Genomic DNA, 12,695 nt, shown 5'->3' with positions numbered 1-12,695 from the left:
GTCCGTTCGGTTGGCGCGAGACGGGTCTACGCGGGCTCGGACGAGCGTCGTCCCTGCACCACCGCCATGCTCACCAACGCGACGAGCGCGACCAAGGCCACCAGGCCAGCGAACAGCTCGCCCACATGGCTGAGGCCGAAACTCGGCACGCTCACGCCTACGGCTATCACCGGCGTGGCCATTGACCCATACAGCACGATGAACAGGGCAGAGGTCACGGCGGCCTTCTGGTCAGCCGGCGTGGCCGCCGTCACCGCCGCCATCCCGGCACGAAAGGCGATGCCCTGGCCGGCTCCGGAGATGATCGCGCCCAGCAGCAGCCATAGCACCTGATGGCTGGCAATGCTGTAACCAAACGCCAGCATGCCGAGGATCAGTGCACTGCAACCGAAGGTCATGTGCCGATGCTCTGGCAGCCACTTCATCAGCGCCTGGCCGGTGGTTGACGCGATAAAGAACATGCAGATGACCGCGCCGATCACCGCGCCGCCTTTCTGCGCCATGAGCTGGCCCATGATCGATGGCACCATCGAAGTAAACAGCCCGGCGACACCAAACCCCGCCAGCCCGGCGATGCAGGCCGGAATGAACAGGGGGCGCACCTGCGCGGGAATCGAGGGTCGTTGTACCTGGAGACGAGGCTTCGCGGGGCGTTGGGCGCTTTCGCGGATCATGGCGACAAACAGCGTGGCCAGCCCGAGCATGACCAGATGACCGCTGTAAGACAGGTGCAACGGCCACGGCAGGTACTGTGAAGTGATCCCCGCCAGCAACGGTCCCAAGCCCAACCCGAGCATGTTGGCACCGGTGGCTATCAACGTGGCCAGCCCGCGCCACGCCTTGGGCGCCAATTCGATCACGGCGACTGTGCCGGTGCCGGTCATGATCCCCGCCGAGAACCCGGAAAACAGCCTGCCCACCAGCAGACCGGGGATGCTCTGCCAGCTGAGAAACACCACTGCGCTGATTGCCGACATGGCTATGGCGGCAAACATCATCGGCCGCCGGCCCAATTGATCCGACCAGCCGCCGGCCACCAACAGCGCTGCAATGACCCCCGCCGCGTAGGTGGAAAAGATCAGCGTCAGCCAGGTCGGACCGAAGCCCAGCTGCTGCTCGTACAGGGCGTACAACGGCGTGGGGAGGGTGGTGCCGATCATCACGATCAGAAAAGCGATGGCGGCCAGCACGGTATCGCGCCTGGCGTGGGCTTGGTTGTCGCTCATGGGTTCTCCTTGGTTGGTACAGCGTACGACCTGTCATGGGTCGAGGTGTTCGTTCGGCCGCAGCAGTCTGACTTTGTTGTCACGAGGGTGGCCGGTCATCCGTGGGCTATCGTTGAGTCGTGCAGCCAGGAGGATACAAGATGACTGAAGCTAAAAGGCCATCGGCGGTGGATGTCCCGTATGGATAACAATCCGGCGTCGGGTTCCTGCGCCAGGCCGGCCGGCTACAACTGCTGGACCTGACCTGTTATTACTGGAAGACTGCGCCTTACCCTGAAGGCCGTTCCCTTCACGAAAAACCAGGATGATGGAGCGTCAGCGATGACCTACGGGACACAGGCATTCAACCCCCTGACCGGCCACGTCGTGGTCGTCGAAGACGACCCGGTACTGGGCGGGCTGCTGCGTGACATCGTCGAAGAAGCCGGCGCCGAGTGTGCGCTGTACACCACCGCCGACGATGCCCTCGTGCACCTGCTCACTTACTCGACACCCTGCGCCCTGCTCGTCACCGATTACCTTCTGCCCGGCCAGTTGAACGGCATCGAACTGGCGACCCTCGTGGGGCAGAAGTGGCCGACCGTGCCGATGATCCTCACCACCGGGTACACACTGGACCACACGCCGTTGCCGCCACGGCTGTTCTGCCTGCGCAAACCCTGGGCTATCCCCCAACTGATGGCATCCATCGAGCAGGTCATGGCCGACCAGACCGCCCTCGACGTGTTCAGTGCATCGAGCATGCAGCTGGTCGGCACCGCGAGCCCCGGTTGAACCAAAAAAACCGGGCAACGGTCGATACCTGTAATCAAGCCGTCATGAGCACAGGTTATGGATCGCTGGTACAGCAAATCGTTGGATCGCGGGGCACTCGGCTATGGCCAACTGAGGGTGCTCAATGAACTGCGTCATCAGTTGTGCCCACAAGCGACCACCCCTTACCTCTTGACCATCGACGCCCTTGATGCCCAGACCGTGGTGTTTTTCGAGGCGGCCCACGAATCGCTGGCGCTGGCCTTCGGGGCCCGGCCCTGCGAGCGACCGGTGATTGATGGTCGGCGGTTGATCGACCTGCAATACACGCCACTACCGGTCTGTGAAACCAGCAACGAGCTATTGAGTGCCATCAGCGAAAACGCCGATCGCGGGAGGGGTGTCCACGCGATGCGCTGAGGAAACACCGGACAACGGTGCCTCGATGAGGCCCGTCGCCCGGTGCAGGAGAATCAGGCTGGCAACCAGCCTTTGGTCACGGCGACAATCAGGAACACACCCAACACCGCCCGGTACACAATGAACGGCCAGGTGGAGAAACGCTCCAGGAATTTCATCAAGCCCCAGATCGCGAAGAATGCCGAGATGCTCGCGATCACCAGGCCGAACGCCAGGTGCTGCCAGCCCTCGGCGCCAATGTTGGCATGGGCCAGCACCCAGAACTCCTTCAACCCGGCCAAGGCGATTGCCGGCAAGCCCAGCAGGAAGGAGAACCGCGCCGCTTCTTCGCGCTTGAAGTTGAGGAACAGGGCCGCAGTCAAGGTCGAACCCGAACGGGACACACCCGGGATCAAGGCACCCACCTGAGCAATGCCGACTATCAGTGCATCACGCAGGCGCATCTGCTCCATGGTCCTTTGATGGCGACAGGTCAGTTCAGACACCGCCAGCAGCACCGCCATCACCAGGTACACCCCACCGATCACCATCAGCCCGCGCAGCGGCGAGTTGCAAGCATTGAGGAGGGGCGCCAGGGCCAGCCCGGCAATGCAGATAGGGATGGTCGCCAGGATGATTGCCACCGCCAGTTTGAACCACGGGTTGCTGTAGTCCTTTTCCCGCACGGCAGTGACGGTGCCGCCCACCACCTGTTGGATATCACGCCAGAAGTAACTGACCACAGCCGCCAGCGCCGCCATTTGCATAGCCGCTGAAAAGGCCGACCCTGGATCCTGCCACCCCAGCAATGCCGGAATGATGCGCATGTGCGCTGTCGAGGAAATGGGAAGCAGTTCGGAAACACCCTGGATAACGCCCAGAATGCCGATTTGCAAGTAGTCGAGGGAAGCAAAACCGGTATCGAGACCGCCTGAGCAGAGGGTTGCCAAAGGGGATGTCCTTATAAAATGAGTCTGAAAAACAGATCATAGCGTTAAGCCGTGACATTAAACTTACCCACCCCGTTACTTGAGTGGAATTTCATCTTCGCACAACATTTTTTTGACACTTTTCGCCGCGATCCTCCGGCCGACCAGTGGATTCATTATCCTCGGCGCGCTGCCGATACTGCTAGACAGAGCATTGAAGACTGTGAACCCGTTCCGAATGAGCCGAACTAGGACACTGCTTTGCTGCTCAGGTTCGACTCTCCTGTATTTTGTGGTGGCGCATGCTGGCTCCTGTATTTGATCGCTCCATCGCTGACGACCCCGCCCTGCTGGATGAGGTCGAGGGCGCCCTCGTCTCCAAGGCCAGGGGGCTGCGTTTCGCCGATCGGCTGGAGCAGCGATATCAGGCCGATACACTCGAGCCTCGGCGGCACTTTCTGACGGCGGTGGGGATCGGTGGGGCACTGATCTACAACCTGTTCATGATCAGTGACTGGTTATTGATGCGGGACATGTTCGTCTGGGTGGCCCTGGCGCGGCTGTTGCTGATCACGCCCATGTTCATCGTGCTGATTCTGTGGAGCCAGCGCCTGATGGCCCGCTGGCGTCTGGAAGCGGTGGCGATGACCGGCGCCGCGATCTCCTCGCTGTTGCCTTTGATCGTGATGATTTACAGCAACAGCCCATACAAAGTGCCTTATCAGTTGGGCATGTTATTGCTCATGGTCTACTGCGCCTTTATCCAGCAACTGCCGACACGTTTTGCGGCCGGTGCCTTGAGCAGCATGTTGGTGATCCTGCTGGTGACCACCTATCTTTCCGACATGGCCGATTTTGTCGTCTGGCAGTCCAACGCCTTGTTCTTTGTTGCCACGGTCCTGCTGTTGATGCAGGCGTCGTATTTCCTCGAACGGGGCACGCGACGTAGTTACCTGCATGCGCTACGGGCGCGATTACTGGAAGTGCAATTGACCGCCATTGCCCGCACCGATCCCTTGACCCAATTGTTCAACCGCCGTTATCTCGGTGAGGTATTAAGTTCGGTCTGGGCTCAGGCAGTGACCCAACCCGCCAGCGTCGCGCTGATCCTGCTGGATATCGACCACTTCAAAGCCTACAACGACAATTACGGCCATCCTGAGGGCGATACCTGCCTGCGTATCCTCAGTCGCGTCATTCACCACACCGCCGTAGACGGTGGTGGCGTGGCGTTTCGCTACGGCGGGGAGGAGGTGCTGGTGTTGATGGTCGATGCCGACGTCGCTCAGGCACAAGCGCTGGCCGAGTCCTTGCGTGCGGCGGTGGTGGCGCTGGCGATACCGCACCCGGTGCTGGGCGAGGGCGCGTGCGTGACCATCAGCCTCGGGTTGGCGGCTGCCATCATTCCTCACACCAGCGCCGATGCCCTGATTGCCTCGGCGGACAGTGCTCTTTATGCGGCCAAGCATGCCGGGCGCAATTGTCTGCGGTTTGCGCGTCTTGAAGCGGTCGGCTAGACCTGCCTGTCGATAATCGCCTGTTCAAGGTAATCGATGAATGCCCGCACTTTGGCATTCAGTGCCGAGCGTTCGGTGACACATGCGAAGATGTTCAGCGGTTCGGGCGCCGCGCAGGCCACTGTCTGTTCCTGGGGCGTGAACAGGGGCCGCAGCAGACCCGCGTCCAGCCATGGCTGGGCGACGTAGCTGGCCAACCGCGCGATGCCGCCTGCGGCGACGGCCAATTGCGCAATGGTGTCAATGTCATCGCAGACGAAACCCGGTCTGAGCCTGGCCTCGAAACGCTGGCCATCGCGGACGAAGAACCATGGCAGAAATCGGCCATCGGTGGGGTAGCGAAACACCAGACAATCATGCTGTTCGAGGGCCTCGGGCGTCTCGGGAGTGCCTGCGCGTTCAAGGTAGGCAGGCGATGCGCAGACCACGAACGGGAAGGCACCGATGGGCCTGGCGATCAGTTGGTCGCTCAGCTGTGCTTCGATGCGGATACTGACATCCACACCCTCCAGACGGTGATCGACGCGCCGGTCGCTGCTGATCAGTTCGATGTCGATGCCGGGATAGGTGGCCTTGAAGGACGGCAGCAAGGGCGCCAGCACGTGGCGGCCGAATGCAGTGGTGGTGGCGATACACAAGGGGCCCTGCGGCGCGCTGGCGATCGCCGCCGCCTGTGCGGCAAGGTCGACTTCATGGGGAATGAGCCGCACTTTGTCGAAATAACGCGTGCCGCTTTCAGTCAGCACCATGCTGCGGGTGGTGCGGGACAGCAGCCGCACGCCAAGGTGGGTTTCCAGCCGCGTGAGGCTCTGACTGATCGCCGCCGGGCTCATGCCCTGAGCGCGGGCGGCGGCGGCGATACTGCCATTTTCCACCACACGGATGAACGTCTTGATCAAGCCCAGCAGGTCCATCGGCACCGATCCTTGCATTCGTCACGTTTACTTAACAATGATTCAAGCACAGCGGTGCTACTGCCGTCTCCCGGCGCTTGTTAATTTGCCTGCCAGTCAGTCATCTTCAAGCGCATCAGGACGGTTTCATGGACAACAGTACGCTTGCAAAGCCCGCGCGCCTGCGCTTTCCCAAGTCGGTAACGCCTTACGTGTTCGCTTTGTACATGGCGACCATCATGGCGTTTCTCATGTGCCTGGTGATCACCGCCGCCGAGTCGGGGCTGGGCGGGCATTACTTTGCACGGGTGATGAGTGCGTATCGGGTGGCCATGCCGTCGGCGTTTTTCTGTGTGCTGGGCGTGCGGCCGGTGGTGGCGCGGCTGGTGGCGTGGACGGTGCACGGGCATTGAGGGGCGCGCCGGGGCATGTCGTGACAGGCACAGCCCCCGTTGGCGCGCCCGCCAATGGCGCCTATGATGCACCCTCGCATTTCGGCTCGTGCCTTCATCATGACCCCCAAGGAACTCAAGAACTGGACCACCGGACTTGCCCAGGTCTATACCCTGAGCGCAGGCCGCCAGCGGCTGTCCGGCCTGTGCAGCTGGTTGCGCCAGGTCTGCCCGATCGATCATTTCGTTCTGTTCGTCTATGAGGGCCGCCATCGGCCGCTGGCGCTTTTCGACACCTTTTCGGCCGACAACCGCCGCATCTATGTCGACGACTACCAGTGCGGCCCCTACCTGCTCGATCCGTTCTACCTCGCCTGCACCCGCCAGCAGGCCCCGGGCTTGTGGCGCCTGCGCCAGTTCGCCCCCGACCACTTCTACCTGGGCGAGTACTACCTGACCTACTACCAGCAAACGGGGCTGGCCGAAGAAGTGGCATTCTTCGTCGACCTGGAGGAGGGCACCACGGCGGTGCTGTCGCTCATGCGCGCCAGCGCCAACTGTGCGTTCAGTCGCGACGAGTTGCAGTGGCTCGACTGCGCCCAGGGCGCGGTGGCGCAGATCATCCACGAGGCCTGGCAATTGCAGCGCGCCGAGCAGCCCCGGCCGGCCCATGAGCTGGATTTCAAGATCCGTGAAGCCTTCGAGCAGTTCGGTGCCCAGCGCCTCACCGCCCGTGAGCGCGAGATCGTGCAACTGCTGCTGCGCGGGCATTCCGGGGCGTCGGTGGCCGAGCAACTGAGCATCAGCGTCGGCACCGTGAAGATCCACCGCAAGAACCTTTACGCCAAGCTCGGCATCGGCAGCCAGTCGGAGCTGCTGGGGCTTTTCATTCGCGAACTGGCCGGCAGCGAAATCAGCGCGCCTGCGTGATCTGAAAACGACTCTACCCCTCGGGGGATATATACACCGCAAAACCCCGGTTGATAGCGTGGCCCTCGTTGAACGACAGCCACGCCAATCGGGGTTCCAACATGCACGAGACTCAAGCCAGCGATATCGAATTCTGCAACGTGAGAAAGCTCTACGGCGACGTGCAGGCCGTGGCCAATCTCGATTTCAGCGTCAAGCGCGGCTCGTTTCACTCCTTTCTCGGCGGCTCCGGCTGCGGCAAGACCACCACGCTGCGCATGATCGCCGGCTTCGAGCAGCCCACCTCCGGCGAGATCCGCCTGGCCGGACAGAACGTCGCCGGCATCCCGGCCTACCAGCGGCCGGTCAACATGGTGTTCCAGCACTACGCGCTGTTTCCGCACTTGAGCATCGCCGACAACATCGCCTACGGCCTGCGTTATCGCACCCCGCGCCCTGACCGCAAGACCCAGCAACGGCTGGCCGACGAGGCCCTGGAAATGGTCCGGCTGAGCGGTTTTGGCGCGCGCAAGCCCAGCGAGTTGTCCGGCGGCCAGCAACAGCGCGTGGCCCTGGCCCGGGCGCTGGTGAACAAACCCACGGTGTTGTTGCTGGACGAACCGCTGGCGGCCCTGGACCGCAAATTGCGCAAGGAAATGCAGTCCGAACTGCTGCGCCTGCAACGGGAAGTGGGCATCACGTTCGTGCTGGTCACCCACGATCAGGAAGAAGCCTTGTCCATGAGCGACAGCATCAGCGTCATGCACAACGGCGCCATCGTCCAGACCGCCAGCCCCGAACAACTCTACGAAGCCCCGGCCAGCCGCTACGTCGCCGACTTCATCGGCGAGTCGAACCTGTTCGATGGCACGGTGCAGCGCCTGCACGGCAACACGGCGGTGTTGCGCACGGCTCAGGGCCTGGAGCTGAGCAGCCCGTTGACGCCCAACGGCCTGGCGTTGAGTGCCCAGGCCCCGGGCTGCATTGCCGTGCGCCCTGAGCTGATCAACATCGCCGCACCGGCTTCTGGACTGGCTCAGGATGTGGTGCTGAACGGCGTCGTCGAAGACCGCATCTACCTGGGCAACAGTACCGAATACCGCGTGCGCACCGACGCTTTCGGCATCGTCAGCGTGCGCGTCGCAAGGCCTCGGGAAAACGAGGCCAACAGTTTTGAACATGGCGCCGCCGTCTGCGTCGGCTGGGACCACGCCAATGGCCTGGCGATGGCCCACTGAAGTCTTTCTATCAATCACTGAAACGGGGAACGGCAATGGATCAGAAATCGTTTATCAAGACCCTGCGCAGCTGGCAGAACGGCTCCCTCAGCCGCCGTGATTTTCTCGGTCGGACCGGGCTGGGAGTGGCCGCCGCCGTGATCGCCAGCCACATGCCGGGCCTGCTGACCTCGTCGGCCGAGGCGGCCGAGCAAGGCAAGATCGGTGATCGCCTGTCCCTGGCCACCTGGCCCAACTATCACAGCCCGGAAAACCTCGACAACTTCGCCAAGACCACCGGTGCCAAGGTGTCCATGAGCGTGTTCGGCTCCAACGAGGAAATGCTCGCGAAGTTGCAGGCTGGCGGTAGCGGCTGGGACGTGCTGGTGCCCACCAACTACGCCATCAGCACCTACGTGAAGCTGGGCTTGATCGAGCCGCTGGACCTGTCGCGCATCCCGCACTTCGACGCCACCGATTACCAGGCCAAGTTCATCGCCCAGGGCACGGTCGACGGCAAGGTCTACGCCGTGCCGAAAAATTGGGGCACCACCGGCTGGGTCTACGATACCAGCAAGCTCAAGGCGCGCCCCACCACCTGGAAGGAGTTCTGGGCCCTGACCCAAGGCGAAGCCAGCGGTCAGGTGATCGTCCACGACTACCAGTTGACTGCGATCGGCAACGCCCTCAAGTCCTTCGGCTACGACTTCAACTCCCTGGACCCGAAAGAGCTGGCCGACGCCGAAAAACTGTTGATCGAGGTCAAGCCGCACTTGTTCGCCATCAACTCGGACATCCAGCCGTCCATGCGCAGCGGCGACGCGACCCTGGCCATGTCCTGGACCGGCGACGCCTCGCAACTGCACCGTGACAACCCGGCCATGCACTACCAGCTGGGCAAGGAAGGCGGCGAGATCTGGAGCGATTTCTTCGCCATCCCCACCAGCTCCGAGCACAAGGACGCCGCCTATGCCTTCATCAACTACCTGCTCGACCCCCAGCACAACAAAATGGAAGTGCTGAGCCACGGCTATCCCAGCGGCGACAAGCGTGTCGATGCGTTGCTGCCCACCGCCATGCTCGACGACCCGATCATGTACCCGGCGGCCGAAGCCCTCAGCCCCCTGGAATTCGGCGCCGCCGCCACGCTCACCAGCCCGGCTCGCGCCGAGCTGATGGCGCGCTTCAAGTCGGCCTGATCCCGTCCCTATGCGTACCAAGGAGTCGCCCATGAGCGCTGCTGCCTCGCTCCGAACCCTGCCGGCCGCCGCGGCTCATACGGCTGACCCGAACCGTCGGCGCAGCCTCGCGCGGCGAATCACCTGGTTGATGCTGTTGCCGTCAACCCTGTGGTTTCTGCTGTTGTTGCTGATGCCAATGGTGATCATCCTGGTATTCAGTTTCGGCGTGCGCAGCCCGGTGGGCGGGTACGCAGGGGGCTTCACTCTGGACAACTACCTGAACCTGGGCTCGCGGGCGGCGGCCTTCTGCAACACCCTGACCCTGGCGCCGCTGGGGACTGTGGTGTGTCTGTTGGCGGCCTACCCCCTGGCCTACTTTCTGGCGGTACGCGCCGGGCGCAACCGCGCCTTGTTGCTGACTTTGGTCATCGTGCCGTTCTGGACCAGCTTCCTGATTCGCACCTACGCCTGGATCTTCATCCTCAGCGGCAAGGGCATCCCGGCGCTGCTGGCCAGTGTCGGCCTGGAAGGGGTGCGGCTGATCAACACACCCTGGGCGGTGCTGATCGGCATCGTCTATGGCTACCTGCCGCTGATGGTCTTCCCCATCTACGTCAGCCTGGAAAAACTCGACAAGCGCCTGCTGGAGGCGTCTGCCGACCTGGGTGCCAGCGGTTTCGAGACCCTGCGCCGGATCACCTTGCCGTTGTCGGCGCCGGGGATCATCACCGGGGTCATGCTGGTGTTCATCCTGTTGATGGGCGAGTTCCTGATCCCGGCGGTACTGGGAGGCGGCAAGGTGTTCTTCGTCGGCAACGCGCTGGTGGACCTGTTTCTGCAATCGCGCAACTGGCCGTTCGGCAGCGCGTTGGCGATGACCCTGGTGGCGATGATGCTGGTGATCATCGGCCTGTACCTCAAGCTGGTGGCGCGCTACGGCGGCCGACCTGCTGATGGAGGGTTGTGACATGTGGCTGCGCAATTATTCCGCCTCGGTGTACCTGTTCCTCTATGCGCCCATCGCGCTGATCATGGTCTTTGCCTTCAACGCCGGGCGCAGCGGGCTGGCGTTCCAGTGTTGTTCGGTGCAATGGTTTGGCCGCGCCTTCGGCAACCCATTCATCATGGAGGCCCTGGGGCACAGCGCTCTGATCGCGTTCACCTCGGCGATCATCGCCACGCTGTTCGGCACCCTCGCGGTGTTCGGTCTGCAACGCTGCGGGCCCAAGGTGCGCACGGTGTTCGAGGCCTTCACCTACTGCGCGATCATCATTCCCGGGATCGTCATCGGCATTTCCACCTTGATTGCCTTCATCAGCCTGTTCGACCTGATCAACCCGTGGCTGGCTCACTGGGTGCCGCAACTGCCCAAGCTGGAGATGGGCTTTACCACGGTGATCGCTGCCCATTCGCTGTTCACCATGGCGCTGGTGATGATCATCGTGCGCAGCCGGGTCGATGCCTTGGACACGGCCTTGCAGGAGGCTTCGGCAGATCTGTACGCACCGCCGTTCGACACCTTCGTGCGGGTGACCCTGCCGCAGATCACCCCGGCGATCATGGCGGGGTTTCTGCTGGCCTTCACCTTCAGCTTCGATGATTTCATCATTGCCTTCTTCGTCGCCGGGCCAGAGACCACGCTGCCGATCTACATCTTTTCGTCGATCCGCCGTGGGGTCACCCCGGAGATCAACGCCCTCTCGACCGTGATCATCTGCGCCTCCATGGCGCTGCTGTTCACCTCCCGTTATTTGCAGAACCGCCGCACCGGCGCCTAGGAGTCTGGCATGCGTGACCAGTTGTACATCAATGGAGAATGGGTCAGCCCGGACCTGGGCGGCTACATGGACGTCATCGACCCGGCCACTGAACAGTCGCTGCAGCGCGTGGCGGCCGGCACCGAAGAAGACGTCGACCACGCCGTGCGCGCGGCCCGGCGCGCGTTCACCTCGGGCTGGTCGCAGACCACCGGGGCCGAGCGCGGGCAATGGCTGGACGCGTTGGCGGCAGAGCTTGAGCACGGCCAGGAAGCCCTGGCCGAGCTTGAAGTGCGCGACAACGGCAAACCCCTGCCCGAGGCCCAATGGGACATCGGCGACGCCGTGGCTTGCTTTCGCTATTACGCCGGGCTGGCACGGGAGCTGGATGAACGTCAGGACCAGCCCCTGGCCTTGCCCGATGAACGCTTTCGCTGCCACACGCGGCTGGAGCCTATCGGCGTCGCCGGGCAGATCATTCCCTGGAACTACCCGCTGTTGATGGCCGCGTGGAAAGTCGCGCCCGCGCTCGCGGCAGGCGCCACCCTCGTGCTCAAACCCTCGGAGCTGACGCCGCTGACCGCGCTGGAACTGGCGGGCGCCGCCGACCGTGTAGGGCTGCCCGCCGGCGTGCTCAACGTCATCACCGGCCGTGGTGGTGAGGCCGGTGCACCCCTGGCCGAACACCCCGGCGTGGACAAACTGGCCTTCACCGGCAGCGTGCCCACCGGCTCGAAAATCATGTCGGCTGCCGCCGCTGACATCAAGAACATCAGCCTGGAACTGGGCGGCAAGTCGGCCTTCATCGTCTTCGACGATGCCGACGTCGAAGCCGCTGTGGAGTGGATTCTGTTCGGGATTTTCTGGAACCAGGGCCAGGTGTGCAGCGCGACTTCCCGGCTACTGGTGCAGGAAGGTATCGCGCCACGGCTCATGGAGCGCCTGGTGCAGGCCACCCGCGCCATCACCATTGGCCCTGGCCTGGAGCCGGGTGTGCTGCTGGGACCGCTGGTCAGCGCAGGGCAACTGGCCAAGGTGCTGGACTTCGTCGCCCAGGGCAAGGCCAGCGGCGCGCGCCTGCTCACCGGCGGCCAGCGCCCGGCCCACCTTGACCGGGGCTTCTTCATCGAACCGACGATCTTCGACGAACCCGACGCCGACAGCACGATCTGGCGCGAAGAAGTCTTCGGCCCATTCCTCTGCGTCAAACGCTTCAAGACCGAGGCCCAGGCCGTGCAAATGGCCAACGCCAGCCGCTTCGGCCTCGCCGCCGCTGTCATGAGCCAGGACCCGCAGCGCGCCACGCGGGTCTCCAACGAACTGCGCGCCGGGATCGTCTGGGTCAACTGCTCGCAGCCGACCTTTGTCGAGGCGCCTTGGGGGGGGATGAAGCAGAGCGGGATCGGCCGGGAGTTGGGGCGCTGGGGGTTGGACAATTACCTGGAGGTCAAACAGGTGACCGAGTATGTGGGGGAGGGGGCTTGGGGGTGGTATTTGAAGTAGGGCGTTGATGTAATCCCCG

Annotated in this window: 13 protein-coding genes; 10 read left to right on the top strand and 3 right to left on the bottom strand. The window is 63.1% G+C overall.

Annotation, left to right across the window (positions count from 1 at the left end; genetic code table 11):
* Window positions 1–26 precede the first annotated feature (26 nt).
* A complete protein-coding gene (locus tag HB675_RS23230) occupies window positions 27–1,226 on the bottom strand; it encodes an MFS transporter (protein WP_213881500.1) in 1,200 nt (399 codons plus the stop codon).
* A gap of 321 nt (window positions 1,227–1,547) precedes the next feature.
* Between HB675_RS23230 and HB675_RS23225 the strand changes: the two genes are divergently transcribed.
* On the top strand, window positions 1,548–2,000 hold the full coding sequence (locus HB675_RS23225) for a response regulator (RefSeq protein WP_213881499.1): 453 nt from the start codon (window positions 1,548–1,550) through the stop codon (window positions 1,998–2,000).
* A 57-nt stretch (window positions 2,001–2,057) separates the two neighbouring features.
* Window positions 2,058–2,399, top strand: a complete 342-nt coding sequence (locus HB675_RS23220) for a hypothetical protein (RefSeq protein ID WP_213881498.1) — start codon at window positions 2,058–2,060, stop codon at window positions 2,397–2,399.
* 53 nt (window positions 2,400–2,452) lie between these two features.
* Here HB675_RS23220 and HB675_RS23215 read toward each other — a convergent pair whose 3' ends face one another.
* A complete protein-coding gene (locus HB675_RS23215; protein WP_213881497.1) occupies window positions 2,453–3,328 on the bottom strand; it encodes an undecaprenyl-diphosphate phosphatase in 876 nt (291 codons plus the stop codon).
* A 281-nt stretch (window positions 3,329–3,609) separates the two neighbouring features.
* Here HB675_RS23215 and HB675_RS23210 point away from each other — a divergent pair, with 281 nt between their 5' ends.
* A complete protein-coding gene (locus HB675_RS23210; RefSeq protein ID WP_213881496.1) occupies window positions 3,610–4,824 on the top strand; it encodes a diguanylate cyclase in 1,215 nt (404 codons plus the stop codon).
* On the opposite strand, the gene HB675_RS23205 is transcribed toward HB675_RS23210, so the two are convergent.
* Entirely contained in the window at window positions 4,821–5,738 is a 918-nt protein-coding gene (locus HB675_RS23205; RefSeq protein WP_213881495.1) for a LysR family transcriptional regulator, read from the bottom strand. The genes HB675_RS23210 and HB675_RS23205 overlap by 4 nt on opposite strands.
* Window positions 5,739–5,866: 128 nt before the next feature.
* On the opposite strand from HB675_RS23205, the gene HB675_RS23200 reads away from it, so the two are divergent.
* The 7 genes from HB675_RS23200 to HB675_RS23170 all read left to right on the top strand — a co-directional run bounded on the left by HB675_RS23200 (window position 5,867) and on the right by HB675_RS23170 (window position 12,676).
* Window positions 5,867–6,130 carry a DUF2798 domain-containing protein gene (locus HB675_RS23200; RefSeq protein ID WP_213881494.1) on the top strand — a complete coding sequence of 88 codons (264 nt, stop codon included), beginning with the start codon at window positions 5,867–5,869 and terminating at the stop codon, window positions 6,128–6,130.
* Between the two features lie 99 nt (window positions 6,131–6,229).
* Window positions 6,230–7,039 carry a LuxR C-terminal-related transcriptional regulator gene (locus tag HB675_RS23195; RefSeq protein ID WP_213881566.1) on the top strand — a complete coding sequence of 270 codons (810 nt, stop codon included), beginning with the start codon at window positions 6,230–6,232 and terminating at the stop codon, window positions 7,037–7,039.
* A 101-nt stretch (window positions 7,040–7,140) separates the two neighbouring features.
* The gene (locus HB675_RS23190) at window positions 7,141–8,256 is read left to right on the top strand and encodes an ABC transporter ATP-binding protein (protein WP_213881493.1); all 1,116 of its coding nucleotides are present in this window, start codon (window positions 7,141–7,143) and stop codon (window positions 8,254–8,256) included.
* A gap of 35 nt (window positions 8,257–8,291) precedes the next feature.
* On the top strand, window positions 8,292–9,434 hold the full coding sequence (locus tag HB675_RS23185; protein ID WP_213881492.1) for an extracellular solute-binding protein: 1,143 nt from the start codon (window positions 8,292–8,294) through the stop codon (window positions 9,432–9,434).
* 31 nt (window positions 9,435–9,465) lie between these two features.
* Window positions 9,466–10,383 (top strand): ABC transporter permease, encoded by a 918-nt coding sequence (locus tag HB675_RS23180; RefSeq protein ID WP_213881491.1) that lies wholly within the window; start codon window positions 9,466–9,468, stop codon window positions 10,381–10,383.
* 1 nt (window position 10,384) lies between these two features.
* Window positions 10,385–11,194: an ABC transporter permease gene (locus tag HB675_RS23175; protein WP_213881490.1), complete on the top strand. Its 810-nt coding sequence runs from the start codon at window positions 10,385–10,387 to the stop codon at window positions 11,192–11,194.
* 9 nt (window positions 11,195–11,203) lie between these two features.
* Window positions 11,204–12,676 (top strand): aldehyde dehydrogenase family protein, encoded by a 1,473-nt coding sequence (locus tag HB675_RS23170; protein WP_213881489.1) that lies wholly within the window; start codon window positions 11,204–11,206, stop codon window positions 12,674–12,676.
* Window positions 12,677–12,695: the final 19 nt, after the last annotated feature.

The sequence above is a fragment of the Pseudomonas sp. dw_358 genome, from assembly GCF_018449655.1.
GTDB lineage: Bacteria > Pseudomonadota > Gammaproteobacteria > Pseudomonadales > Pseudomonadaceae > Aquipseudomonas.
The sequence above is the reverse complement of the archived record's forward strand: the minus strand, read 5'-3'. Positions and strand labels throughout refer to the sequence as shown.

Coding starts and splice junctions, on each gene's coding strand:
- HB675_RS23175 (WP_213881490.1), top strand. CDS start 10,385: ATGTGGCTGCGCAATTATTCCGCCTCGGTGTACCTGTTCCTCTATGCG.
- HB675_RS23200 (WP_213881494.1), top strand. CDS start 5,867: ATGGACAACAGTACGCTTGCAAAGCCCGCGCGCCTGCGCTTTCCCAAG.
- HB675_RS23220 (WP_213881498.1), top strand. CDS start 2,058: ATGGATCGCTGGTACAGCAAATCGTTGGATCGCGGGGCACTCGGCTAT.
- HB675_RS23170 (WP_213881489.1), top strand. CDS start 11,204: ATGCGTGACCAGTTGTACATCAATGGAGAATGGGTCAGCCCGGACCTG.
- HB675_RS23190 (WP_213881493.1), top strand. CDS start 7,141: ATGCACGAGACTCAAGCCAGCGATATCGAATTCTGCAACGTGAGAAAG.
- HB675_RS23180 (WP_213881491.1), top strand. CDS start 9,466: ATGAGCGCTGCTGCCTCGCTCCGAACCCTGCCGGCCGCCGCGGCTCAT.
- HB675_RS23185 (WP_213881492.1), top strand. CDS start 8,292: ATGGATCAGAAATCGTTTATCAAGACCCTGCGCAGCTGGCAGAACGGC.
- HB675_RS23210 (WP_213881496.1), top strand. CDS start 3,610: ATGCTGGCTCCTGTATTTGATCGCTCCATCGCTGACGACCCCGCCCTG.
- HB675_RS23195 (WP_213881566.1), top strand. CDS start 6,230: ATGACCCCCAAGGAACTCAAGAACTGGACCACCGGACTTGCCCAGGTC.
- HB675_RS23205 (WP_213881495.1), bottom strand. CDS start 5,738: ATGGACCTGCTGGGCTTGATCAAGACGTTCATCCGTGTGGTGGAAAAT.
- HB675_RS23230 (WP_213881500.1), bottom strand. CDS start 1,226: ATGAGCGACAACCAAGCCCACGCCAGGCGCGATACCGTGCTGGCCGCC.
- HB675_RS23225 (WP_213881499.1), top strand. CDS start 1,548: ATGACCTACGGGACACAGGCATTCAACCCCCTGACCGGCCACGTCGTG.